The organism is Sphingomonas sp. 1185 (genome assembly GCF_040544655.1).
Lineage (GTDB): Bacteria > Pseudomonadota > Alphaproteobacteria > Sphingomonadales > Sphingomonadaceae > Sphingomonas.
The window spans coordinates 1-23735 of sequence record NZ_JBEPKL010000014.1; the positions used below are offsets into that span (position 1 = coordinate 1).

The 23735-nt window shown below is 66.7% G+C and carries 26 protein-coding genes and 1 tRNA gene; 15 read left to right on the forward strand and 12 right to left on the reverse strand.

Annotated features, from left to right (window positions below; translation table 11 throughout):
• The first annotated feature begins 15 nt into the window (after nucleotides 1-15).
• Nucleotides 16-1116 carry a recombinase family protein gene (locus ABIC44_RS10910; protein ID WP_354295506.1) on the forward strand — a complete coding sequence of 367 codons (1101 nt, stop codon included), beginning with the start codon at nucleotides 16-18 and terminating at the stop codon, nucleotides 1114-1116.
• Here ABIC44_RS10910 and ABIC44_RS10915 read toward each other — a convergent pair.
• A tRNA-Arg gene (locus ABIC44_RS10915) sits at nucleotides 1075-1151 on the reverse strand. The genes ABIC44_RS10910 and ABIC44_RS10915 overlap by 42 nt on opposite strands.
• 83 nt (nucleotides 1152-1234) lie before the next feature.
• Here ABIC44_RS10915 and ABIC44_RS10920 point away from each other — a divergent pair.
• Nucleotides 1235-1969, forward strand: coding sequence for a queuosine precursor transporter (locus ABIC44_RS10920; RefSeq protein WP_354295405.1), 735 nt, complete (start codon nucleotides 1235-1237; stop codon nucleotides 1967-1969).
• Nucleotides 1970-2238: 269 nt separating this feature from the next.
• Here ABIC44_RS10920 and purQ read toward each other — a convergent pair whose 3' ends face one another.
• From purQ to purC, 3 genes are read right to left on the reverse strand one after another with little or no spacing between them, the layout of a single operon-like run.
• Nucleotides 2239-2907, reverse strand: coding sequence for a phosphoribosylformylglycinamidine synthase subunit PurQ (gene purQ, locus ABIC44_RS10925; protein WP_354295407.1), 669 nt, complete (start codon nucleotides 2905-2907; stop codon nucleotides 2239-2241).
• The gene (gene purS, locus ABIC44_RS10930; protein ID WP_042486357.1) at nucleotides 2907-3137 is read right to left on the reverse strand and encodes a phosphoribosylformylglycinamidine synthase subunit PurS; all 231 of its coding nucleotides are present in this window, start codon (nucleotides 3135-3137) and stop codon (nucleotides 2907-2909) included. Before purS ends, purQ begins: the two co-directional genes overlap by 1 nt.
• On the reverse strand, nucleotides 3137-3916 hold the full coding sequence (gene purC / locus ABIC44_RS10935) for a phosphoribosylaminoimidazolesuccinocarboxamide synthase (protein ID WP_007405170.1): 780 nt from the start codon (nucleotides 3914-3916) through the stop codon (nucleotides 3137-3139). Before purC ends, purS begins: the two co-directional genes overlap by 1 nt.
• A gap of 299 nt (nucleotides 3917-4215) precedes the next feature.
• Here purC and ABIC44_RS10940 point away from each other — a divergent pair, with 299 nt between their 5' ends.
• From ABIC44_RS10940 to ABIC44_RS10950, 3 genes are all read left to right on the forward strand, one after another.
• Nucleotides 4216-4605, forward strand: a complete 390-nt coding sequence (locus tag ABIC44_RS10940) for a hypothetical protein (RefSeq protein WP_354295409.1) — start codon at nucleotides 4216-4218, stop codon at nucleotides 4603-4605.
• 151 nt (nucleotides 4606-4756) lie between these two features.
• Nucleotides 4757-7009: a DNA topoisomerase IV subunit A gene (gene parC / locus ABIC44_RS10945; RefSeq protein WP_354295411.1), complete on the forward strand. Its 2253-nt coding sequence runs from the start codon at nucleotides 4757-4759 to the stop codon at nucleotides 7007-7009.
• 111 nt (nucleotides 7010-7120) lie between these two features.
• Entirely contained in the window at nucleotides 7121-8797 is a 1677-nt protein-coding gene (locus tag ABIC44_RS10950) for a putative bifunctional diguanylate cyclase/phosphodiesterase (RefSeq protein WP_502959841.1), read from the forward strand.
• Here the strand turns inward: ABIC44_RS10950 and ABIC44_RS10955 are convergent.
• The 4 genes from ABIC44_RS10955 to ABIC44_RS10970 are packed head-to-tail and all read right to left on the reverse strand — an operon-like array spanning nucleotide 8788 to nucleotide 11657.
• Entirely contained in the window at nucleotides 8788-9948 is a 1161-nt protein-coding gene (locus tag ABIC44_RS10955; protein WP_354295509.1) for a CCA tRNA nucleotidyltransferase, read from the reverse strand. The two genes, ABIC44_RS10950 and ABIC44_RS10955, sit on opposite strands and share 10 nt — an antisense overlap.
• Entirely contained in the window at nucleotides 9936-10529 is a 594-nt protein-coding gene (locus ABIC44_RS10960) for a CoA pyrophosphatase (protein ID WP_354295413.1), read from the reverse strand. Before ABIC44_RS10960 ends, ABIC44_RS10955 begins: the two co-directional genes overlap by 13 nt.
• Complete coding sequence (locus ABIC44_RS10965; RefSeq protein WP_354295414.1) at nucleotides 10526-11098, reverse strand: DUF1285 domain-containing protein; 573 nt, start codon at nucleotides 11096-11098, stop codon at nucleotides 10526-10528. The genes ABIC44_RS10960 and ABIC44_RS10965 overlap by 4 nt, the downstream gene beginning before the upstream one ends.
• Before the next feature lie 46 nt (nucleotides 11099-11144).
• The gene (locus ABIC44_RS10970; protein ID WP_354295416.1) at nucleotides 11145-11657 is read right to left on the reverse strand and encodes a GNAT family N-acetyltransferase; all 513 of its coding nucleotides are present in this window, start codon (nucleotides 11655-11657) and stop codon (nucleotides 11145-11147) included.
• A 134-nt stretch (nucleotides 11658-11791) separates the two neighbouring features.
• Here ABIC44_RS10970 and ABIC44_RS10975 point away from each other — a divergent pair, with 134 nt between their 5' ends.
• Together ABIC44_RS10975 and ABIC44_RS10980 are read left to right on the forward strand one after the other, a co-directional pair.
• Nucleotides 11792-12160, forward strand: coding sequence for a dihydroneopterin aldolase (locus tag ABIC44_RS10975; RefSeq protein ID WP_307100345.1), 369 nt, complete (start codon nucleotides 11792-11794; stop codon nucleotides 12158-12160).
• A 7-nt stretch (nucleotides 12161-12167) separates the two neighbouring features.
• Nucleotides 12168-12455, forward strand: coding sequence for a Rossmann fold domain-containing protein (locus tag ABIC44_RS10980; protein WP_354295418.1), 288 nt, complete (start codon nucleotides 12168-12170; stop codon nucleotides 12453-12455).
• Here ABIC44_RS10980 and ABIC44_RS10985 read toward each other — a convergent pair.
• Complete coding sequence (locus tag ABIC44_RS10985; protein ID WP_354295419.1) at nucleotides 12431-13324, reverse strand: hypothetical protein; 894 nt, start codon at nucleotides 13322-13324, stop codon at nucleotides 12431-12433. The genes ABIC44_RS10980 and ABIC44_RS10985 overlap by 25 nt on opposite strands.
• A gap of 214 nt (nucleotides 13325-13538) precedes the next feature.
• Between ABIC44_RS10985 and ABIC44_RS10990 the strand changes: the two genes are divergently transcribed.
• The 7 genes from ABIC44_RS10990 to ABIC44_RS11020 all read left to right on the forward strand — a co-directional run bounded on the left by ABIC44_RS10990 (nucleotide 13539) and on the right by ABIC44_RS11020 (nucleotide 19221).
• Complete coding sequence (locus ABIC44_RS10990; protein ID WP_307100339.1) at nucleotides 13539-14219, forward strand: energy transducer TonB; 681 nt, start codon at nucleotides 13539-13541, stop codon at nucleotides 14217-14219.
• A gap of 51 nt (nucleotides 14220-14270) precedes the next feature.
• Nucleotides 14271-15062 carry a MotA/TolQ/ExbB proton channel family protein gene (locus tag ABIC44_RS10995; protein WP_307100337.1) on the forward strand — a complete coding sequence of 264 codons (792 nt, stop codon included), beginning with the start codon at nucleotides 14271-14273 and terminating at the stop codon, nucleotides 15060-15062.
• Nucleotides 15063-15164: 102 nt separating this feature from the next.
• Nucleotides 15165-15638, forward strand: a complete 474-nt coding sequence (locus tag ABIC44_RS11000; protein WP_307100335.1) for an ExbD/TolR family protein — start codon at nucleotides 15165-15167, stop codon at nucleotides 15636-15638.
• 34 nt (nucleotides 15639-15672) lie between these two features.
• Nucleotides 15673-16098 carry an ExbD/TolR family protein gene (locus ABIC44_RS11005; RefSeq protein ID WP_307100333.1) on the forward strand — a complete coding sequence of 142 codons (426 nt, stop codon included), beginning with the start codon at nucleotides 15673-15675 and terminating at the stop codon, nucleotides 16096-16098.
• 362 nt (nucleotides 16099-16460) lie between these two features.
• Nucleotides 16461-16805, forward strand: coding sequence for a tetratricopeptide repeat protein (locus ABIC44_RS11010; protein ID WP_502959842.1), 345 nt, complete (start codon nucleotides 16461-16463; stop codon nucleotides 16803-16805).
• Nucleotides 16806-17590: 785 nt separating this feature from the next.
• Nucleotides 17591-18217 (forward strand): SOS response-associated peptidase family protein, encoded by a 627-nt coding sequence (locus ABIC44_RS11015; RefSeq protein ID WP_354295421.1) that lies wholly within the window; start codon nucleotides 17591-17593, stop codon nucleotides 18215-18217.
• A 2-nt stretch (nucleotides 18218-18219) separates the two neighbouring features.
• Complete coding sequence (locus ABIC44_RS11020) at nucleotides 18220-19221, forward strand: MBL fold metallo-hydrolase (RefSeq protein ID WP_354295422.1); 1002 nt, start codon at nucleotides 18220-18222, stop codon at nucleotides 19219-19221.
• 43 nt (nucleotides 19222-19264) lie between these two features.
• On the opposite strand, the gene ABIC44_RS11025 is transcribed toward ABIC44_RS11020, so the two are convergent.
• Both ABIC44_RS11025 and ABIC44_RS11030 read right to left on the reverse strand, forming a co-directional pair.
• Nucleotides 19265-19816 (reverse strand): phosphoribosyltransferase, encoded by a 552-nt coding sequence (locus tag ABIC44_RS11025; RefSeq protein WP_307100324.1) that lies wholly within the window; start codon nucleotides 19814-19816, stop codon nucleotides 19265-19267.
• 99 nt (nucleotides 19817-19915) lie between these two features.
• Nucleotides 19916-20929, reverse strand: a complete 1014-nt coding sequence (locus ABIC44_RS11030) for an adenosine deaminase (RefSeq protein ID WP_354295424.1) — start codon at nucleotides 20927-20929, stop codon at nucleotides 19916-19918.
• Between the two features lie 278 nt (nucleotides 20930-21207).
• Here ABIC44_RS11030 and ABIC44_RS11035 point away from each other — a divergent pair, with 278 nt between their 5' ends.
• Nucleotides 21208-22572: a nucleobase:cation symporter-2 family protein gene (locus ABIC44_RS11035; RefSeq protein WP_354295426.1), complete on the forward strand. Its 1365-nt coding sequence runs from the start codon at nucleotides 21208-21210 to the stop codon at nucleotides 22570-22572.
• A 26-nt stretch (nucleotides 22573-22598) separates the two neighbouring features.
• Here ABIC44_RS11035 and ABIC44_RS11040 read toward each other — a convergent pair whose 3' ends face one another.
• Nucleotides 22599-23690, reverse strand: coding sequence for a purine nucleoside permease (locus ABIC44_RS11040; protein WP_354295428.1), 1092 nt, complete (start codon nucleotides 23688-23690; stop codon nucleotides 22599-22601).
• Between the last annotated feature and the right edge of the window lie 45 nt (nucleotides 23691-23735).

Genomic DNA, 23735 nt, shown 5'->3' on the forward strand with positions numbered 1-23735 from the left:
AAGGACCGCAAGAAGCTGGAGCACGACCCCGAGACGGTCGACATGGTGCGGTACATCTTCAAGACGTATCGCGAAGGCACGGCGAGCGGCCCGATTGGCGTCACGGGTTTGGCGCATCACCTCAACGAACGCGGTTATCGCATCCGGGGCAAGCGGTTCAGCATCGGGACGTTGCACAACATCCTGACTAACACCGCCTATATAGGCTATGTCATCTTCAACCGCCGGAATTCTCGCACCGGTGAGACGCGACCGGAAAGCGAGTGGGTGCCGATCCCGGTGCCGCCGATCATCGACGAAGACACCTTCTACGCGGTCCGCCAGCAGATGGCCGACCGCGACCCGCGAATGGGCGAAGCGGCCGCGAAGACGAATACGAATCTGCTGACCAGCCGCGCGGTCTGCGGATGCGGTGGGGACGGTTGCGGCGCCGGGATGATGACGAGCACCGGAAAGTCCGGCCAGTATCGCTATTACGCCTGTTCGGCGCGGATCAAGCGCGGGCCGGACGCGTGCACGGGGCGTCGTGTCCCGATGGGGCAGCTGGACGATCTGGTCGTCGGCGCGGTGACCCGTCATCTCGTCCAGCCGAAACGGCTGACCGCGCTTCTGCAGACATGGCTGGACCGGTCGGAAACCGCCGTCGCGGAGCGCGCCGCTGAACTGAAGCGGCTACGCGCCCGGCTGACCCAACTCGATGGCGAGAGCGCCAGCGTAATCAGGCTGGTCCGTAACAACACGCTGAGCCCCGACGATCCGCAAGTCGCCAGTGAACTCGGCAACATCCGTGCGCAGAAGGCCAGCACCCAAGCCGACATCGCCGTCCTCGAACGGCAGCTCGACGCCGGTGATCGGCGAATCACGCCTGAAATCATCGCCCGGTTCGGCGATCTGCTTCGCCGTAAGCTGGACGAGTCGGACGGCAGGACGCGCAAGGAATACATCCACCTGCTCGTGGACCGCGTCGAAGTCGGCGACCGCGAGGTTCGGATCACGGGGCGCAACGCGATGTTGGAACGCGCGATCATAGCATCCCAGACGCCGAGTGCCGCAGTGCCCAAAGCTGAACAGAAATGGCGCGCCCGGAGGGATTCGAACCCCCGACCGAGGAGGTAGAAGCTCCTTGCTCTATCCAACTGAGCTACGGACGCGCGGATGGCGGTGTCCCTAGCGTGGTTTGACCGCCAAGGGAATGGCGATAAACAACGGTCCGTACGGCTTTGAGGGGATCGTAATGAGCGGGGAACGGATGGTCGCGGGCCGCGATCTGGAGCGGTCGGCCTTTCGCTGGTTCGACTTCGTCATGGCGGCGTTCGTCACCATCCTGCTGCTGTCCAACGTCATCGGCGCGGGCAAGGTGGCGGTCATCACCCTGCCGTTCGTTGGTGAGTGGCCGTTCGGGGCGGGCATCCTGTTCTTTCCGCTCAGCTATGTCATCGGCGACGTGTTGACCGAGGTTTACGGCTATGCCCGCGCGCGGAGGGTCATTTGGGCGGGAACCGTGGCGCTGCTCTTCATGGCCTTCATGAGCTGGGTGGTGGTCAAGTTGCCGCCAGCGCCCAGCTGGACCAACCAGGCCGCCTATGAGGTAATCTTTGGCCAGGTCCGCCGGATCGTTTTTGCCAGCATCTGTGCCTTCTGGGCGGGCGAGTTCGCCAACGCCTTTGTCATGGCGCGCATGAAGCTGTGGACCGGCGGGCGGCATCTCTGGTCGCGCACGATCGGCTCGACGGTGATTGGGCAGGGGGTCGACAGCTTGATCTTCTATCCGCTCGCCTTCTTGGGTGCGGAGGGGTGGACCATGCATCTGGTGGTCGTCGTGCTGTTCACACAATGGGTGCTGAAGGTGGGCTGGGAGGTATTGCTGACCCCGTTGACCTATCTGATCGTCGGCGGTCTGAAGCGCGCCGAAGGGGTGGACGTGTTCGACGAGGGGACCGACTTCACGCCGTTCCGGGCGCGGATTTGATTTGGGTTCACGCGAAGACGCGAAGGAGTGGGGCATGAATGGGTTCGCGCAGAGGCGCAGAGGGCGCAGAGCTGCCCTACGTGGCGGTAGCCGCATGCTTTTGCCGCAAGCATGAGGCGGAAGGGATAAGGCCTCCACAAGACCAGACACCTCTGCGTCCTCCGCGCCTCGGCGCGAACAAAAAAGGGGAAGCGAGTCGTCTCGCCCCCCCTTTTCAGATTTCATCCCGTGGCCTTCGACTTCGCTCAGGCTGAACGGGGGAGGGGCGTTTAGGCCCCCACCATCTCCAGCAGGCCCTCGAACAGGCGTCGGCCATGGTCGCCGCCGTGCGCGGCTTCGATGCGGCGCTCGGGGTGGGGCATCATGCCCAGCACGTTGCGCTTCTCGTTCAGCACGCCCGCAATGGACCGCGCCGAGCCGTTGACGTCCTCGGCATAGCGGAAGGCCACGCGGCCTTCGCCTTCGAGGCGGTCGAGCGTGTCGGCATCGGCGAAATAATTGCCGTCATGATGCGCGACCGGGATACGGATCGTCTCGCCCTGCTGATACAGCCGGGTGAAGGCGCTGTCGGTGCTGGCCACCTCCAGATCCACGTCGCGGCAGACGAAGTTGAGCGAGCGGTTGCGCATCAGCGCGCCCGGCAGCAGCCCGGTTTCGGCCAGCACCTGGAAGCCGTTGCACACGCCGAAGACCGGCGTGCCCTTGTTCGCCGACTCCACGACCGCGCGCATGATCGGCGAGCGGGCCGCGATCGCGCCGCAGCGCAGGTAATCGCCGTAAGAAAAGCCGCCCGGCACGCCGATCAGCCTCAACCCCTCAGGGAGTTCGCTGTCGCCGTGCCAGACCATGGCCGGCTTGACGCCCGTCACCGCCTCCAGCGCGACGGCGAGGTCGCGGTCGCAGTTCGAGCCCGGAAAGACGATTACGGCGGTCTTCATCAGGCGCGCTCCACCCTGTAATTCTCGATCACGGTGTTGGCGAGCAGCTGGCGGCACATCTCGTCGATCTGCGCGTCGGTGGTCGCGTCGGCGACTTCCAGCTCGATCAGCTTGCCCGCGCGGACGTCGTTCACGCCCGCAAAGCCCAGGCTTTCCAGCGCGTGGTGGATCGCCTTGCCCTGCGGGTCGAGCACGCCGGGCTTCAGGGTGACGAAAATCTTCAGCTTCATTACTTGCCCCGGCTCTTGCGGTGTTCTTCGAGGTCGAGGACAGCGGTGTCGCCCCCCTCGGGCAGCAGGCCCAGACGGCGCGCCACTTCCTGATAGGCTTCCACCTCGCCGCCCAGGTCGCGACGGAAGCGATCCTTGTCCAGCTTTTCGTTGGTGGTCATGTCCCACAGGCGGCAGCCATCGGGGCTGATCTCGTCCGCCAGGATGATCCGACCGAAGTCATTGTCCCAGATGCGGCCGAATTCCAGCTTGAAGTCGACCAGGCGGATGCCGATCGCGGCAAACATGCCCGACAGGAAGTCGTTCACGCGGATCGCCAGGTCGGCGATGTCGTGCATCTCTTCCTGGCTGGCCCAGCCGAAGCAGGCGATATGCTCGTCGGTGACCATCGGGTCGCCCAGCGCATCGTCCTTGTAATAATATTCGATGATCGTGCGGGGCAGCTTCACGCCCTCTTCGATGCCCAGGCGCTTGGACAGCGAGCCCGCCGCGACGTTGCGCACCACGACCTCGATCGGCACGATCTCGACCTGGCGGATCAACTGCTCGCGCATGTTCAGGCGGCGGATGAAGTGGGTGGGCACGCCGATATGGTCGAGCATGGTGAAGACATGCTCGGAGATGCGGTTGTTGAGCACGCCCTTGCCGTTGATCGTGCCCTTCTTCTGGGCATTGAACGCGGTGGCGTCGTCCTTGAAATACTGGATCAGCGTGCCGGGCTCGGGGCCCTCGTACAGGATCTTGGCCTTGCCTTCGTAGATTTGGCGGCGGCGAGCCATGCGGCGGTCCCCTGAAATGAGTACAGCCCCGGTGCCCCACATGCTGAGGCCCGAGGCGGGATGGCGCGGCCTATAATCGAAGGTGCGGGCGGGCGCAATGGAGGCGTGCGGCCTTGCGGTGCGGACAGGCTCCTTCCGTCGCCCAAGCAACGAAAGGCGTATGAAAGATGAAGATCACGTAATGTCCCGGCAATGATGGACGTGATTTTCACAGAATATGAAAAAATGGTAAGGTATGAAGTATAGGAAACCGATAATCCAAGTCATGGGTTCTGTCGATACTTGCAAAGGAGGAAGTCATGAACAAGCTGATGATCGGTGTTGTTGGTGGGGTTCTGATGCTGACGGCGGGTGCTGCCGTGGCGCGGCCGATGCACATGGTGCAGGCGCCGCTGGTCTATGAACAGGCGCGTGTTCCGCTGGCCAATGGCATGGAGGCCATCGCGGTGGTCAAGAACGGCAGGACGGAGCGGACCGTCGCCTGTCGCGATACCGCCGATGTCCTCGCCACCTTCCGTCCCGAGGCCATCGCCTTCGCGCCCGGCCATAATGCCAAGGGCAAGGCCGTGACCGACGAGGAAGTCGCCGGGGTCGAGACCTTCACCCCCGTCGCGTTCCAGAACTGCACGGTCGCGGCGGGCAACCACTTCACCCAGGACGTCAACCAGGCGCAGGCGAACCACGCCTGACCGGGATGGCCGCAAGGCAGGCGGGCGCGGCGCTCCCAACGTGCCCGCCTTGCCCCGGCGATCCTGTCTCCGGCCAGTCTCCGGCCATTTGTTCTCTTTTTGATCCGCCCGATTGCCCCTGCGCGCATCGCTTGCTAGAAGCGACGCTCCCATGGCGATCGATCTCCGCGACAATCCCCCCGTCGGCATCCTCGATGCCCCCTTCGACAGTGCGCTGTCTGAACGGTATCTGGTCTATGCGCTGTCCACGATCACGGCGCGCTCGCTGCCCGATGTGCGCGATGGCCTGAAGCCGGTACATCGCCGGTTGCTCTGGGCGATGCGGCTGCTCAAGCTCGACCCGGCGGCGGGCTACAAGAAATGCGCGCGCGTCGTCGGCGACGTGATCGGTAAATATCATCCGCATGGCGACCAGTCGGTCTATGACGCGATGGTCCGTCTCGCGCAGGATTTCGCGCTTCGCTATCCGTTGGTCGACGGGCAGGGCAATTTCGGCAATATCGACGGCGATAACGCCGCCGCCTATCGTTATACCGAGGCGCGGCTGACCCAGGTCGCGATCGACCTGATGGATGGGCTGGACGAGGATGCCGTCGCCTATCGCCCGACCTATAATGGCGAGGAGCAGGAGCCCGAGCTGTTCCCCGGCCTGTTCCCCAATCTGCTGGCCAATGGCGCGAGCGGGATCGCGGTCGGCATGGCGACCAGCATCCCGCCGCACAACGCCGCCGAGTTGCTGGAGGCCGCGATCCTGCTGGTCGATCGGCCCGATGCCGATGACGATGCGATCCTGTCGCTGGTCAAGGGGCCGGACTTCCCGACCGGCGGCATCGTCGTCGATGCGCCTGCCATATTGCGCGAAAGCTACACCACCGGGCGGGGCGGCTTCCGCGTCCGCGCGCGCTGGGAGATTGAGCGCGAGAAGGGCGGCGGCTGGCAGATCGTCGTCAGCGAAATCCCTTACGGCGTCGCCAAGGGCAAGCTGATCGAACAGATCGCCACGCTCATCAACGACAAGAAGCTGCCGATCCTGGCCGATGTCCGCGACGAATCGGATGCGCAGGTCCGCATCGTGCTGGAGCCGCGCGCGCGCACCGTCGATCCGCAGGTGCTGATGGACGGGCTGTTCCGTTTCTCCGACCTGGAGACGCGGATCAGCCTGAACCTCAACGTGCTGGACAAGGACCGCACCCCGCGCGTCATGTCCCTGCGCGAGGCGCTGGCGGCCTGGGTCGAGCATCAGTTCGTGGTGCTGCGGCGGCGTTCCGAACATCGGCTCGGCAAGATCGCCGACCGGATCGAGCTGCTCGACGGCTATCTGGTCGCCTATCTCAACCTCGACCGGGTGATCGAGATCATCCGCACCGAGGACGAGCCCAAGGCGGTGATGATCGCGGAATTCCGTCTGACCGACCGTCAGGCCGAGGCGATCCTCAACATGCGCCTCCGTTCGCTGCGGCGGCTGGAGGAGTTCGAGATTCGCGGCGAGCGCGACAAGCTCGACAAGGAACGCGAGCAGCTCACCCTGCTGCTCGGCTCCGAACAGCGCCAGCGGACGCGGATGAAGAAGGACCTGGGCCGGATACGCGACCGCTATGGTCCCGACACCGCGCTGGGCGCGCGCCGCACGCTGATCGAGGAAGCCGCGCCGACCCGCGACATCCCGCTGGAGGCGATGATCGAGCGCGAGCCGATCACCGTCATACTGTCGCAGCGCGGCTGGATTCGCGCGATGAAGGGGCATGTCGACCTGGCCTCGGCGGATACCGCCAAGTTCAAGGAAGGCGACGGCCCCGCTTTCGCCTTCCACGCGCAGACCACCGACAAGCTGTTGCTGGCGGCGGCAAACGGGCGGTTCTTCACCCTGGCCGCCGACAAGCTGCCCGGCGGGCGCGGTTTCGGCGAGCCGGTGCGCGCGATGATCGACCTGGACGGATCGATCGGCATCGTCGGCTTCCTGCCCGCCGCGCGCGCGGCCAAGCTGCTGGTCGCCGCCTCGGACGGGCGCGGCTTCGTCGTGCCGACCGCCGACACCATCGCCGAGACGCGAAAAGGCAAGACGGTGCTGACGCCGCGCGCCGGGGCGGCGCTGAAGGTCGTGCGTCCGGTCGGGGCGGACGACGATTATGTCGCGGCGATCGGCGACAATCGCAAATTGCTGGTCTTCCCGCTGACCGAGTTCGTCGAACTGTCGCGCGGCACCGGGGTCCAGCTGCAACGCTATCGCGACGGCGGCCTGTCCGATGCGACGACCTTCGTCTTCAAGGACGGGTTGAGCTGGCCGATGGGCGGCGAGACGGGGCGCGTGCGGACCGAGGCCGATCTGTCCGCCTGGCGGACCGCGCGCGGGGCGGCGGGGCGGATGCCGCCGACCGGCTTCCCCCGCGATAATCGTTTCGATTGACTGCCCCCGATCGACGGCGTGTTTCCGATTATGGCGGACTGAACCGTTTACGGCGTCAATTTCGCTGAAATTTTAGGGGGTTTTAACGATCGGCCGATAAATGGTCGGTAGATGGCTTCGACCGCTTATCCAATCCCGCGACCCTTGCCGCGCCCGATCGCGACTCTGACATCGTGCGCGGTCGAGATCATGGCGATCCCGGCGGCGGAAATCGCGATGCGCGCGGATGGGCCCGGCATCGTCACGGTCAACGCCCCCTATCGCCGTGCCGGTCTGACCGAGGCGCGGTCCGATGCGCTGATCATGGCCGAGGTGACGAAGCGAATCGGCGATCTCCAGAGCCTGGGCGGCAAGTCGATCGAATTCCCGCTGGCGCTCGGCGAGGCCATCGACTGCCGGTATTTTCAGGTCACGCTCGCCCGCTCGGCGGAGGAACGCGCGGACCAATATGTTCTCATGCTGGTCGACCAGACCGCCCAGCATCATACCGAGCGCAGCCTGCGGCGCGAGATGACGACCGACAGCCTGACCGGCTTGCCCAATCGTCAGGGATTTGGCGACCTGATCGAGGCGATGATGGCGACCGGCCATTCGCATGCGGTGCTGGTCATCGATCTCAACCGCTTCGGTCGGCTGAACGCCTGTATGGGCTCGCTGGTCGGGGACGAGCTGCTGATCACCGTCGCACGCCGGTTGAAGGGCGCGCTGCGGTCGCGCGACTCGATCGGGCGGATCGGCGGCAATGAATTCGGCATCCTGATGATGATCGACGAGAGCGAGGACGAAGCGCATGTCCTGGCCGACCGGATCGACCGCGCGCTGCGTTCGCCCTTCCGGCTGACCGATTACGAGGTGAATGTCGAGGCGTCGGTGGGCATCGCCTTCAACGCCGACGACGATGGCGACGGCGATGCCGAGGAGTTGATCCGCCACGCCCAGTTCGCGGTGAAACGCGCCAAGGCGGCGGGCCGGACCGAGGTCTATCACCCCCAGGCCTTCACCATCGCGCGCGCCCAGTTCGCGATGGAGACCGCGCTGCGCCGCGCGATCGAGCGTGAGGAGCTGCATCTCGCCTATCAGCCGATCTGCGATCTCTCAACGGGCCGCATGGTCTCGTTCGAGGCGCTGGCGCGGTGGCGCGATGCCGAGGGGTGCGATCATTCCCCGGTCGACTTCATCCCGGTCGCCGAGGAATCGGGGCTGATCGTGCCGCTCGGCCGCTGGGCGGTGCAGCAGGCGACGATGCAGCTGGCCGAATGGGACCGCATCGCGGGCGGGTCGTGCGGGATGCGGATGTCGGTCAACGTCTCGGCGATCCAGCTTCAGCGCGATGCCATCCCGGCCGTGATCGACGGCGCGCTGGGCAAGGCCGGGATCGCGGGCGACCGGCTGACGCTGGAGCTGACCGAAAGCGCGATCGTCGGCGATCCCGACGGCGTGACCATGATCATGGAGGGGCTGAAGGAACTCGGCACGACGGTGGCGATGGACGATTTCGGCACCGGCTATTCCAATCTCGCCTATCTCCAGAAACTGCCCATCGACATTCTCAAGATCGACCGCAGCTTCGTGAACGGCATGCTGGCCGACCGCGACAAGATCGCCATCGTCCGCGCGATCATGGGTCTGGCGCAGGCGCTGGGCATGAAGACCACCGCCGAGGGGATCGAGACGATCGAACTCGGCCAGACGCTGGCGGCGCTGGGCTGCACCTATGGCCAGGGCTATCTCTATGCCAAGCCGCTCGACCCCGAGGCGGCCTGGGCGATGATCGCGGCTCAGGCCTGAGCCACCGCCGCATCGGCCAGCTCGGCGACCCGGCCCGCGTCCGGAAAGCCCTCCGCGATCCACCGGGTTTCCACCTGACGCAGCAGCCGCGCGACATCGGGGCCCTTGCGCACCCCGCGCTCGACCAGCGCCCCGCCGGTCAGCGGCAGGGCAGGGGGCGTCCAGTCGCGGATCGCCGCCACCGATTCGCCCGCCAGCAACAGCCGGTCGACCGCGCCGGTCGTGCCCACCCGGTAAGCCAGCGCATGGGGCCCCTCATCGCCCGGCCCGGCGGTCGCGGCGATCAGGCGCTTGCGGTCCAGGTTGGACAGCTTCAACCGCGCGCCCACCGGTTCGGCGGCTTCGGGGGGCAGCAGCGCGGCGAGGCGGCGGATCGGGTCGGGGGCGATCCCCGCCGCCGCTTCCGCTTCGGCGAGGCGGGCCAGCCGGTCGGCCCCGGCGCTATCGATCTCGGGGATGACCGCGCGGAAGATGCCTTGTTCGACCAACAGCGCGACCACCGGCACCGCGCGCGCCGCCACCAGCAGCTTCAGCAATTCGGCCGCGATCCGTTCGCGCGACAGCGCCATCAGGTCGTTGGCGCGCTGCGTACAGGCGTCGAGTCCGGCCTGATCGATCGCCTGGCCGAAGCGCGCATGAAAGCGGAAGAAGCGCAGGATGCGGAGATGATCCTCGGCGATACGCTGCAACGGATCGCCGATGAAGCGGACCCGCCCCGCCTTCAGATCGTCCAGTCCGCCGAAATAGTCGAACAGCTCGGCCGTCACCGGATCGGCATAGAGCGCGTTCATCGTGAAGTCGCGCCGCGCCGCATCCTCGCGCCAGTCGTCGGTGAAGGCGACGACGGCGTGGCGGCCGTCGGTCGACACGTCGCGGCGCAGCGTCGTGACCTCGACCGGGCCATCGGGCAGGACGGCGGTGATCGTGCCATGCGCGATGCCGGTCGGCACCGGCTTGAACCCCGCCTCGCGCACGCGCGCGATGACCGTCTCGGGCGACAGCGGCGTGGCGAGGTCGATGTCCGCCACCGCCTGGCCCAGCAGCCAATCGCGCACCGCGCCGCCGACGAACCGCGCCTCCAGCCGCTCGGCCAGCGCGATCAGGTCGGTCCGCTCGGTCCAGGGGGCGGTCGCAGCCGTCATGCCGCCCATTGCAGCCGCCGCGACAGGTTGACGATCATCGCGGCTGTCGCGCCCCAGATGCGCCGGTCGTTCCATAATATCTCGTAAAAATGACGGGTTTGCCCGCGCCAGGGTGCGCTGACCCGGCGGTGATGGGCGGGATCGAGGACATAGGCGAGCGGCACCTCGAACAGGTTCGCCACCTCCGCCTCGGATGGATACAGGGTCAGGTCGGGCGGGATGACGCCCAGCACCGGCGTCACCTCGAACCCGGTGACGGTGCGATAGCGGTCGGCGAGCCCGATCACCGTCACCGCGTGCGGCGACAGGCCGATTTCCTCCTCCGCCTCGCGCAGCGCGGTGGCGACCAGATCGACATCGCCCGGATCGGCGCGGCCGCCCGGAAAGGCGATCTGCCCGGCATGGTTGCGCAGATGCTCGGTCCGCTGGGTCAGGACGAGGCCCGGCTCGGCGCGATCGGTGACGGGCACCAGCACCGCCGCGGCGGTGGGTGTCGCGGCGGTTTCGGGTAGGATGTCCCCGTCGCCGGTCAACAGGTCGGCAACGGGTATCCGCGCCATCGCCTGTGCCAGCCTTTCGGCCAGCGTCATGCGTCGGTCGCGGGCGCGATGGGAAAGAAGGCGCCGTCGCTCCACAGACCCGGTGGCGTGTCGCCCTCCGCCAGCGCCCGTTCGGCCAGTTCGTAATAGACCGGCCGCGCGATCAGCGCTTCCAGCCCGTCGCGGACATGCAGATAGGGGCGGGGGCCATCCTCGCCCTCGGCGAAGCGCAGGCCGTGCGCGGGGCCCGCCGCGACAAGGTCTCCGGTGTTGAGCTGGAAGGTCAGCCGCGCGTCGCGGCCCTCGCCCTGCGCCTTGAGCGTCACCGCGACGAAGGGCGCATCCTCGACCGCGATGTCGAGCTTTTCGACCGGCGTGACCAGGACGTGGCGGCCATCGGCTTCGCGACGCAGGATGGTCGAGAACAGCCGGACCATGGCGGGGCGGCCGATCGGGCTGCCCTGATGATACCAGGTGCCGTCGCGGGCGATCCGCATCTCGCTGTCGCCGCAATGGGTGGGATTCCATTGCGAGACGGGGGGCAGCTTCTGCGCCTCCATCGCGCGCACGATCTCGGCGAGGCTGAGCGAGGACAGGTCGGGGGGCGGCGCCATGGGCATGATCGGTCTGAGTTAGGGACGCGAGGCGCGCAGGTAAAGCCCGGCCTCAGCCCGCGGCGCTCAGCATGCCGGGACAGGCCGGCACATCGGGGCCGCGCGCCAGCAGCCGGTGCCGCTCGACCGGGCCGGGCAGTCGCCAGTCCGCCGTCCGGTCGGCGGTAAAGCCGAAGAAGCGGCCATAATATTCCGGGTCACCGATCAGCATCATCGCGCGGTCCAGCCCCTGTTCGACGGCGGCGGCGAGCATGTGCGCCAGCAGGCGGCGTCCCAGGCCGTCCCGCTGATGATCGGGGGCGACCGCGACCGGGCCGACCATCACCATGGGATGCACCCCGCCCGCATCGTCGGCGAGCGCGACCGGCCAGCACTGGATCGAACCCAGCAGCGCGCCGTCCTCGTCCAGCGCGGCAAAGCAGAGCGAGGCGATCGCCGCGACGGTCCCGCGCACCTTATAGGCGGTCCGCGCCTGGCGCCCCGGCGGAAAGGCGCGGTCGAGCAGCGCCTCCACGGCGGCGGGATCGACCCTGTCGAGCGGAACAAGGGCAGTCGTCTCGGTCACAACGGGTGGGGTCCGATCGCGGCAGAAGGAGAGGGGAGAATGCGCGCGCCCTTAATCCGCTCCTCGGCGGATGCAAAGCCCCGCGGCTCCGCGCCGCCACTTCCCTTGCGCGCGGGCTCTGCTAGAGCCCTGGCATGGAAGACCGTCTCCAGCTCGAAGTCCACGACCTCGAAGTCCAGGTGCTGACCGGCATCTACTCCGAGGAAACGCATCTGCCGCAACCGCTGCGCATCTCGCTGACCGTCGATCTCGACTGTCCCGCCCATTATGCGCCCGACACGCCGCTGGGCGAGTCGAAGAATTATCTCGACCTGAAACATGCCGCGACGCAGTTGCCCGAAGGCGTGCATTTCACGCTGATCGAGGGGGTTGCGGACCATATCTGCGACACGCTGTTCCTTCAGGACAAGCGGGTTCGGCGCGTGAAGGTGAAGATCGTGAAGCTGGCCATCGCCGAGGATGGCGAGGCGATCGGCATCACGCTGGTCCGCCACCGTCGCTGATCCGGGCATGACCGCGCGGCGAATCGACGTGGCGCCGGGGGAGGATGTCGCGGCGCTCGTCGCGGCGAATCCCGGCTGCGACCTGATCCTGGTGCTGCGCCCCGGTCGCGATCCCGTGGCGCAGGCGATGGCGGAGGCGGCGATCGGGCCGCTCGCGGTCGCCGCCGCTCCCGATGCGCGGGTCAACGCCGTGATTTGCCGGGATGCCGCGTCCGATCAGGCGGTCGCGGCGGCGGTCGCCTATCTCGCCGCCGCGCACGCCGTCACGGGTCAGTTGCTGACGCTGGGCAACTGACGCTCGCGGACGCACGGGCCGAGCTTCTGGATGACGAAGCGATAATCCTCCTGCGCCGCCTGGGCATCCTGCGGCGAGAGCGAGGCGGTGCTGCGATCGGGCAGCGATTCGGGCAGCGCGCAGGCCAGCCGGTACCAGAGCAGCGTATCGCGCGCGGGCGGCGCCGCCGATTCGTCGACGATCTCGCTCAGCGCCACGGCATAGCGGCGCTCCTCGCCCGGACGCCGCAGGACCGACAATGAGACCGGGCGATTATTGGCGGTGGTGAGGAATATCTGTGTCTCGCCTTCGCCGGGCAGGCTGCCCGCCACGTAAAAGGCATTGCCGACGCCGGTGATGACCGGCGGCGCGTCCGGCGACAGCGCATCGCGCGCGATGGTCCGACTGCGCTGCTCGGTCTCGGGCGTCCAGGGCAGCTGCGCATCGGGCGCGACCAGCTGGAGCTGGTCGGGGGCATTGGGCACCCGCCGTGCATAGATCAGCACGTGCATCTTCTTCAGCCGCGGCGCGCGGCCCCGCGCATCCGTCGCCGCATCGTAGAGATAGCCGACGCGTGCCGGCAGGCCGCCCGATCCGCGGATCAGCGTGCCGACATCCGCCTCGACATAGAAACGCTGCCGACCGGGTGCGACGCCGGCGGCCTCGGGCCCCTTGATCGCGGCCGCCGACCGGATCGTCACGTCGGCGATCACCGGGGCGGACAGGACGAGGTCGGCGAGGTCGGCATAGCCGGGGCCTGTTTGCGCTACCATCGGATCGCCCGCGCGCACCGACGGCGCGGTCGCCACTTGCGCCCCGACCGGGCCTGCAAACGATAGCATCGCGGCCGCGATGGTGGTAGCATGGAGGGCGTGGGAGAGGGGTTTCATCGCTTCGCGCTACTCCTTCGTGTATTAACGGTACAGAAATAATTTTGTCATGGCGTGCTTGTACGTTTATTACGTCCGACAAACTGATTGCACCGCGCCAGCCGTGACGATAGGGTCCGAGGCTCTGCCGCATGCGTGAGCGCATGGCAGGAGTTTCCCACGTCCCCACGCTACGGCGAGGCGAAACTGGCAGACTGAGGAGTTTCGTTGCTGAATGGCCTATACTGACCAGAAGATGTCCGGGGGCAAGGTGGTCGCGATCGTTATCGTCGTGCTCATCCATGCTGCCCTGGGCTACGCCTTCGTCACGGGACTGGCATACCAGTACGTGAAGAAGGCGACCGAAAAGCTCGACACGTTCAACGTGGAGGAGCCGCCGCCCCCGCCACCGCCGGATGAACCGCCGCCCCCGCCGCCGGAGCAGCCCAACCTGCCTCCGCCGCCGACCACGGTGGTGACGCCGCCGCCGATCGTCAACGTGCCCTCGCCGGCGCCGACGATCTCGACGACGAGCATCATCCCGCTCAGCCAGCCGACCGCACCGCCGGCCCCGCCTGCGCCGCCGGCTCCGCCCGCGCCGCCGCCTGCGCCGACGGTCTCGAAGGCTGCCGGTCTGCGCGGTAACCCGGGCCAGTATTTCGGTCCCGACGCCTATCCGCCCTCGGCCCAGCGCGAAGGCGCGGAAGGCCGCGTGTCGGCCAAGCTGTCGATCGGCACCGATGGGCGCGTCACCGACTGCACGATCCTGTCGGGCAGCGGCAACCGGGCCCTTGACGATGCCACCTGCCGCATCTCCAAGGCGCGCGTGCGTTTCACGCCCGCCCAGGACGCGGCCGGCAACCCCGTCGCATCGTCGTACACGCTTAACATCCGTTGGCAGCTGCCACAGGAATAACGGCTAAAAGCCGATCACACCCAACGCTTTAGTCAGAGGACCTAACCAATCATGCTCACCACCATCCTCGCCGCGGGCGGCGCTGCGGCCGGTGCCGAAAATCCGTACGGCCTCGGCCAGGCTCTGAAAGAGGGCGGCCTCATCTCGCAGTCGGTGTTCACCATCCTCTGCCTGATGTCGATCGTGTCGTTCTACATCCTGTTCTCGAAGCTGTTCGAGCAGCAGAAGATCATCAACCAGGCGAAGCGCGTCCGTCAGGGCTTCTGGTCGTCGAACTCGCTGCGCGAAGGTTCGGCCAAGCTCGAGAAGAACTCGGCCTACAAGCAGATCGTCGACGACGGTCTGGCCGCGCAGGACCAGCATTCGAAGCTGACCGATCCGGTCGAAGCGCATGACTGGCTGCACGGCTCGCTGGCGCGTTCGGAAGCCGCGATCAACTCGAAGCTGGGCGGCGGTCTCGCCTTCCTGGCGACCGTCGGTGCGACCGCGCCGTTCATCGGTCTGTTCGGTACGGTTATCGGCATCTACCGCGCGCTCATCAAGATCGGCTCGTCGGGCCAGGCGTCGATCGACGCGGTCGCCGGTCCGGTCGGTGAAGCGCTCATCATGACCGCGCTGGGTCTCGTCGTCGCCGTTCCGGCGGTGCTCGCCTTCAACTGGCTGCAGCGTCGTAACAAGGGCATTGCGGAAGACCTGTCGTCGTTCTCGAACGACGTGCTGGGCTTCCTGGCCTCGAACGGTGCGGTTCGTCCGGCCGTTGCCGGTGCCAAGCCGACCGCCGTCAAGGCGACCCCGGCGACGACCACGGCCGGTCAGGCCGGTGGCGTTCAGACGCGCGCCTGAGCCTAAGGGGGCGGGGACCGGCCGTTCGCGGCACGGCCCCGCCACCCCCCGTCGACCCGGCTCCGGGACGGCGAAAGAATGCATGGATAGGATAGCTCTCTCATGGCGATGAGCGTTGGCGGGGACTCCGCCGAGAAACCGATGTCGGAGATCAACACGACGCCCCTCGTGGACGTCATGCTGGTTCTCCTCATCATCTTCCTGATCGCGGTTCCGGTCGTGATTCAGACCGTTCCGCTCAAGCTGCCGAGCGTCCGCTTCGATCCGACGACGACGAAGCCGGAAAACGTCTCGCTTTCGGTGACCAGCGAAAATGGTCAGTGCAAGGTGTATTGGGGCCTCAGCCCCGTGACCTCGACCGAGCTGCGTGACAAGGCGGTTCAGAAGCTGAAGGCCGAGATCGAGCGGCTCGGGCCGAACATCACGCCCGATCAGCTGCCCGAGGCGCATATTCGCGGCGACGTGAATACGCCGTATCGGTGCATTGGCGGCACCATCTACACGATGCAGCAGGCCGGTTTCGCCCGTGTCGGCTTCATCTCCGAGCCGCCCCCCGGCGGCAACCCCCGCGCCTGATCGGCCGGGCGGACAGAATAGGAGTTAGCACGCCATGGCAATGAGCGCCGGATCCGATGATGGCGAGCCGATGATGGACATGAACACGACGCCGTTGATCGACGTCATGCTCGTGCTCCTCATCATGTTCATCATCACCATCCCGATCCAGACTCACGCGGTGAAGGTCGACCTGCCGGTCAACTCGAAGAACAACACGCCCGTCGTGAACAGCGAGAAGAACAAGGTCGGCATCGACGCCGCCGGTACGGTGACCTGGAACGGCACGCCGGTCGACGAGGTGACGCTGCGTCAGTATCTCGACCAGACGGCCGCCATGAACCCCGAGCCGGAACTGCACTTCCAGCCGGCCCCCGACGCCAAATATGTCAAGGTCGACGAGATCCTGGCAGTCATCAAGCGTTCGGCGGTCAGCAAGCTCGGCTTCATCGGCAACGAGCAGTATCGCAACGACTTCTGATCGACGCGATTCCGTTCGTGACGGACCAGGGCGGCCTCTTCGGAGGCCGCCTTTTTTTATGCCTGGGGGACAGGGGTTAAGAGGCAGGGCGTGAGCGCGGCCGATTGCGGAGGGCGTCGCGCTGGTGCCGGAGATCAGCAGGGGCAAGAGGCCCACGATCACACTGGGCTATCCTTCGATGATCGGCCTTAGGCGAAGGTGGCCATCACCCGTTTTCTTCCGGAAGAACTCTCGAAGCCACGTTGGAAATCCGGTTTCGCGCGGCCGTTGGCAACGCCCTCAACCCTTGCGGTGGTTTCACAAAAATGACAACATGCCGTCATAAAAATGAAACATGGAGAAGGGCGATGCGTGGCATGTCTTTGGCTCTGATCGTCGCGGCGGTGGGTATGGCAGCCCCGGCCATCGCGCAGGATCGCTGGCCGCAACGGACGGGCTATCAGGAGATCGCAGCCGGGAAGCTGGTCGCGGCGGAGCGGACCCTGCTCCAGGAGCGCCGAGCCAGCCCCGACAGCCCGGAACTGATGCTAAACCTCGCCGCGGTCTATGCCCAAACCGGGCGCGCCTCCGAGGCGCGATCGCTCTATGCGGCGGTCCTGCAGGAAAAGCCGATTGCCATGGACATGCCTTCAGGCGCGGTGATTTCCTCGCACCGCGTCGCGGAGACGGGCCTTCGCCAATTGAACCGGACATTCGCTTTGCGCTGAACCGACAAAGGGCAGGTCGGGTTCGAATCTGCCTTGGTGTCGAGCGCCGGGTGAGACGATCGCGGGAAGTTCGAGGGCCATGCCTGACCCGGCCGTCGACCTCACTCGGCCGAACGGGGCGGGGCAGCATCTCCGATAGTGGGGTTTGACGCGCTCTGTCGCCCCGCGCCTGGATTCCTATCCAACGACGATGTGTAGGGCCGATCGCCATTCAGCGATGCCATTCCGTCCCTCGCCCCTCGTAGAGGGGAGAGGGTTGCGCAGACTTAGTCTTTGCGTAGCAAAGGCTTAGTCGGAGCTTTGTGAGGGGTGGGCGCTCGCTTCGCGAGCGCGCGAGCCTTTGGGCTCGCTCGACCCCTCACCCAAGCTGCGCTAGCCAGCAGGCTGGCAAGCTTCGCTAACCCTCTCCCCTGTCCAGGGGAGAGGGAAGAAGGGGCGATCCCAGATGTTGATCGGCCTAAGTATTGCTGGATAGGCGGCGTCCGCCATCATCCCTGCGAATTGCGCCGTCGTCTTGCCCTTGGCGGGGTTGCTCCGCCAGAGTCGGCCCGTTGCCTAAGGGGGCATACCACCCCGGCGGAGTCCGGGGTGCAGTCAGGCTATGATTAGGCCGATGGCCCGACGGAGAATCTCCCAGCCAACAATCCGTAGCCGGGGCTCGCGATCCGGTCTTTCGACAGGGGAGCGCGCCGTCCGTTGCCATGAGGCTCGCGTTCGCACGCGACGCAGGGTGGTCGGCGCGGAAGAGGCTTGTCTGATGCCACCGACCGTGATCGAACAGCGGAATGTGCAATCTTTACAGCATCAAGGTGGACCCCCGAACCTATTTCGACGCGCTGTCCGAGACGGAGGACGCGGCCAATGTGCTGGCGGTGGAGAAGGATTACGCCGCTCCCGGCAAGCCCGCTTATGTCGTCCGAGTGGAGAAGGGCCAGCGGGTGCTGAGCACGATGCGCTGGGGTTTCCCGACCCGCAAGCCGCGCAAGCGGCCTGCGCGCGAGGGGGAGTTGCCCTTCCTCCACGACTGGTGGACCAATGCGCGCAACATGCAGAGCGGCATGTGGAAGCCCTGGATGGCGAAGGCCGAACATCGCTGTCTCGTGCCCTTCACCCGTTTCTCCGAGCCCAAGGCCGCTGCCGATCGCCAGGGGCCGGGCGACGTCCATTGGTGGTTCACCGTCGAGGATCAGGCGGTGCCGTGCTTCGCCGGGCTGTGGAAGCTCGACCGGGATCATGACCGGGTCTATGCCTTTTGCACGACCGAGCCCAATCCGCTGGTCGCGCCCAAGCATCCCAAGGCGATGCCGGTCATCCTGTCGGCCGACGATCAGGAACGCTGGCTGACCGCGCCGGTCGAGGAGGCTCTGGCCATGCTGACCGCCTATCCCTCGCAATTGATGCGGGTCGCCTGACCATGGCCCGCAACCGCTATTACGATGGGCCGTCGAGCGACCATTTCGACGGCACGCGCTTCTTCAATCCGGGCCAGGCCAGCACCGATCGCGGACTGCGCGCGATCCTGCGCTGGAAGCTGGCGGGCGCTGCCGCCAAATGGCCGGTGACGGTGCCGGTCACGCCAGCGATGCCACGGCCGCGCGTCGATGGCCTGTCCGTCACCATGGTCGGCCATGCCGCGATGCTGGTTCAGGCGGCGGGAGTGAACATCCTCACCGATCCGGTCTGGTCCGAGCGTGCGAGCCCCTTCCGCCGCCTGGGGCCCAAGCGTGTCACCGCGCCGGGAATCCCGTTCGAGGCGCTCCCGCCGATCGATGTCGTGCTGCTGAGCCATGCCCATTACGACCATCTCGACATCGCGACGCTGCGTCGCCTTCACGCCGTGCATGATCCGCTGATGGCGATGCCGCTGGGCAATGATACGGTCGTTCGCGCCGCGGTGCCGGGCGCGCGGTGCGTGACCGGCGACTGGTGGGATCGGATCGACCTGGGCAACGGCGTCGCGACGACGCTGACGCCCGCCAACCACTGGTCCAATCGCTGGCCGAGCGACACGCGGATGACATTGTGGAGCGGCCATTATCTGGAGACGCGCGCGGGCACGATCTGGTTCGTGGGCGACACCGGCTATGGCGACGGGGCCATCTTCCGCCAGGTGGGCGAGCGGCTGGGAGCGCCCGATGTCGCTCTCATCCCGATCGGCGCCTATGAGCCGCGATGGTTCATGGCCGCGCAGCATGTCGACCCGGCCGACGCGGTGCGGATCTTCACCGATGTCGGCGCTGGGCGGGCGCTCGGCATCCATTGGGGCACGTTCCAGCTCACCGACGAAGCCCGCGATGCGCCGGTAGAGGAACTGGCGGCGGCCCTCGACGCCGCGGGCATCCCGCGCGATCGCTTCGTCGCGGCCGAGCCGGGCGGCGTCTACCATTTCGGCAGGACCCCGGTGACATCGCGCTGAACCAACATGAGCCCCTTGCCGGAAGGGGAGGGGCAATCTCGTGTCAGCGCAGGATGATGTCGGCGCCGTGCTTGTGCTCGCGAATCTCCGCCTCGGTCAGCCCGTTGATCTCGTGCGGGAAGATCAGCCAGTCATTGGTCTGGTGCACGAAGAAATCGGGCTTCAGGTCGGTCACGTTGCGCGAGGGTTTGTAATAGACGGTCGCGACCTTCACCTCGTCCGGGATGTTGTTCCGGCACCGCTCCTTCAGTTCCTTCAGGACCGCGCGGATCGAGCGCCCCGAATCGAACACGTCGTCGATCAGCAGCAGCCGATCCTCGGGGTTGAGCACATCGACCAGATAGCCGAGGCCATAGATGCGGACCTGCGGGTCCTGCTGGTCGATTCCCGTATAGGAGGTGGTGCGGATCGCGATGTGATCGCTCTGGACGCCGCGATATTCGAGCAGTTCCTGGACGGCGATGCCCACCGGCGCGCCGCCGCGCCAGATGCCGACGATATGGGTCGGGCGAAATCCGGAATCGAACACCAGATTGGCCAGGCGGAACGAGTCCTCGAGCAGGCGATCGGCGGACAGATAGACTTTGGTGACCACGAAACTTCCATCATCCTTGTTGGGCCGACCGGGTCTATTCCTGCCCGAAGCCGGCGCTCGTCTTCTACCCCCTGGCGTCGCCAGGGCAACCGTCGCCGCTTATCCGGAACGCTGCGCGAAAGTGTCGAGCCGCGCGAGATGCGCCGCGATCGCGGCATCGTCCAGAAACGATCCGAGGAAGCTGTTGCGCGCCAGCGTCACCAGATCGGCGCGGGACAGGTTCCGGGCCCGGGCGACCGCCCTGTAATTGTCGCCGACATAGCCACCGAAATAGGCGGGATCGTCCGAATTGATCGTCGCCCGCAGGCCCAGGCGCAGCATCCGGTCGATGGGATGGTCCGTCATGTCCTTGACCACGCATAGTTTGTGGTTGGAAAGTGGGCATACGGTCAGCGTCATCGCCTCCCGCGCGAGGCGGGCGGTCAATAGCGGGTCCTCCAGCGCGCGATTGCCATGGTCGAGCCGATCGATCCCGAGCAGATCGAGCGCTTCATGGACATAGGCGGGCGGCCCTTCCTCCCCGGCATGCGCCACGCGCTTGAGGCCCGCATCCCCGGCGGCGGCGAACACGCGGGCGAATTTGGATGGTGGATGGCCGACCTCGGACGAATCGAGCCCGACGCCATCGATGCGGTCGAGCCATTTCCCGGCCTGGTCGAATGTCGCGAAGGCGGCCTCCTCGTCCAGATGGCGGAGGAAGCACAGGATCAGCTTCGACGTCAGGCCATGGCGCTCCTTCGCCGCGGCCATCCCGGCCAGCAGCCCCTCCATCACCACGTCGAAGGGGATGCCGCGATCGGTATGCGTCTGCGGATCGAAGAAGATTTCGGCATGGACCACGCCATCGGCCGCCGCGCGGTCGAAATAGGCGACCGCCAGATCGTGAAAATCCTCCGCCGTCCGCAGCACGTCGGCGCCCGCATAATAGATGTCGAGGAAATCCTGCAGATTGGAAAAGGCATAGGCCGCCCGAACCTCCTCCACCGAACGGAACGGGATGGATACCCGGTTGCGGCGGGCGAGGTCGAACATCAGCTCGGGTTCGAGGCTGCCCTCGATATGCAGATGCAGCTCGGCCTTGGGCAGCGCGGTGATGAAGTCGTCGTCGGTCATGCGGGCAGGCTCCATCGGCCGGAATTGGCGGGCGCGGGCGTCATCATGCGCAATCGTGCACACAGGCGATAGCCCGGATGCGCGATTTCCGATGCCGTTCGCGATGGAACGGCATGGCGGGTCGGGAGCGATGCCTTTTCTCGATCGCTCCGTTCCAGAATCGGCGCTGGTGGCGGCCGCTTCGATATCGATACGATGACCGTCATCACCTCATGGACAGACGGAGATCCAAGCCCATGCAATCGGCGACACGGAAGTTGCCCCTGGCAGGCCAGGACATGTCCGATCCGTCCGTCGCGCCCGCGATCGACCGGGCCGGGGACGGCGTCGACGCGGTGCTGCCCGCGCGGCGGCTGGTTCCGCTGGCCTGTCAGCATGTGCTGGTCATGTATGCCGGGGCGGTGGCGGTGCCGCTGGTCGTCGGCCGCGCGCTGGGCCTGCCCCCTGCGGAGTTGGGCATGCTGATCAGCGCCGATCTGGTCGCCTGCGGGTTCGCCACGCTGATCCAGACGCTGGGCCTGCCGCTGGTGGGGATCCGCCTGCCGATCGTGATGGGCGTGACCTTCGCCTCGATCAGCCCGATGCTGGCGATGATCGCCACCGGCAAGGCCGATGGCACGCCGCCCGCCATGGTCTTGCAGGGCATTTACGGCGCGGTGATCGTCGCCGGGCTGTTCGGTTTCCTGATCGCGCCGTTCGTCGGCCGGGTGTCGCGGCTGTTCCCGCCCGCCGTGACCGGAACGGTGATCCTGTCGATCGGGCTCAGCCTGATGCGGGTCGGCATTAACTGGACGGCAGGCGGGCAGCCGAGCGATCCCGGATATGGCGCACCGGCGCATCTGCTGCTGGCGCTGCTGACGCTGGCCATCGTGCTCTGCCTGATGCGCTTCGGTCGCGGCCTGTTGCGAAGCGGTGCGGTGCTGGCGGGGACGGTGGTCGGGACGATCATCGCGGGCGCGACCGGCCAGGTCGATCTGACCCAGGTTCGCGAGGCGCCGTGGTTCGCGCTGGTGCGCCCCTTTCAGTTCGGCTTGCCGACCTTCGACCTGCCCGCGTCGATCGCGATGTGCCTGGTCATGATGACGGTGATGATCGAATCCTTCGGCATGTTCATGGCGGCGGGGCAGATGGTCGGTCGGCCGATCGACCAGCGCCAGATGGTGCGGGGCCTGCGCGGCGATGCGGCCGGTACGCTGCTGGGCGGCATCTTCAACACCTTTCCCTATACCTCCTTCGCGCAGAATATCGGCTTGCTGAGCATCACCGGCGTCCGCTCGCGCTTCGTATGCGCGGGGGCGGGGGTGATCCTGCTGACGCTGGGCGTCTGTCCGAAGCTGGCGGCGCTGGTCGCGGCGGTGCCCTTGCCGGTGCTGGGCGGGGCGGCGCTGGTCATGTTCGGGATGATCGCGGCGACGGGCATCCGGATCCTGGGGTCGGTCGAGCTGACCTTCGAGCGGCTGGTGACGATCGCGGTGTCGATCGCCGTCGGGCTGATCCCGGTCCTGTCCGACCGCTTCTTCCAGGCGATGCCGACCGCGCTGGCCCCGTTGCTGCATTCGGGGATCGTGCTGGCATCGATCAGCGCGGTCGGGCTGAACGCCTTTTTCGGCAACCGGACGAGCGGCGACGGCGCGGTGGCCTGACCGTGCCGCGCCAGGGCGGCGGCGCATCAGCGCGGCGGGGTCGTGGCGTAGCGATCCCAATGGGTCAGCAATTCCTCCACCACCCTATTGCCGACCCGGTAGAGGCTCTCGACCGACGCGTTCAGCCCGGCATAACCCTCATTCTCGCGCAGCAGATAGTCGGCGGCGGTCACCCCCGGCGGCGGCATGGTGTAGTTGCTGCCCGCGCGCAGCACGAGGACGCGGTCCTTGTCGACCCGGCCGATCTTCGAGAGATAAGCGATCGCCTGGAGCGTACCGGTTTCCTCCATCGCGCTGGTGACGAAACTGCCCTTGCCCTGCGTGAAGTACCGGGTGTGATCATTGGCCCAGCGATTGAGCAGCGCGCCGTGCCAGAAGGTCATCGCCGAAAACTGGTCGCCGATCAGGACGAAGGGCGGCTTTCGGGCATTGGGATGGTCGGTATAGCGGGCCCGTTCGCGCGCGATCCCCGGATCGTCGGGCAGCGGCACGTCGCGCGTCAGCCGATAGGCCCATTCGGTCAGGCCGGGGTTCAGCGCGAACACCTCCCCGCCATCGGGCCGGGGCGGCGCGGGGTCGTTGGGGCCCTTGCGGTCGATCGGGAAATAGCCGGTCTTCCAATCGGCGGGTATCTCGCGCGCGTCGATCTCATGCGCCAGATCGCCGTCGACGCTGTAGCGCGCCCAGGCCGCCGAGCCGATCGAGGCATCCTCGGGATCGATCCCCGCGATCCCGGCGACCAGCCAATAGGCGCGTGACAGGTCCAGCCGCGTGTCGAGGCCCAGCGCGGTGATCGCGGCGGCGGATCGGACCGAGCCGACGCCGGTGACGACTCCCAATATCTGCGTGTCTGGGTTGTAATAGAGGTCGTGATAGCCGTGCGGGAAGGGGATGCGCTGGCGCAGATCGCGCCGCGTCTTCCACAGCTGGAACTCGCCCGCGACATCGCCTTCGTCCTTGCCGATCTCGAACATGGTGACGACGACCATCCGCACCGGCAGGGGGCGGGGGCAGGGGGCGGCGATGGCGCAAAGCGACGGCGGTGGGGCGGGTTGGGGAGCGGGTTGCGGGGCGGGGGCCATGGCGGCGAGCAGCAGCCCGGTGACGAGAGGGTTCATGATCGATACTCCGGCGGGACGGGGACGCGAACGGGCGGCTCGCAT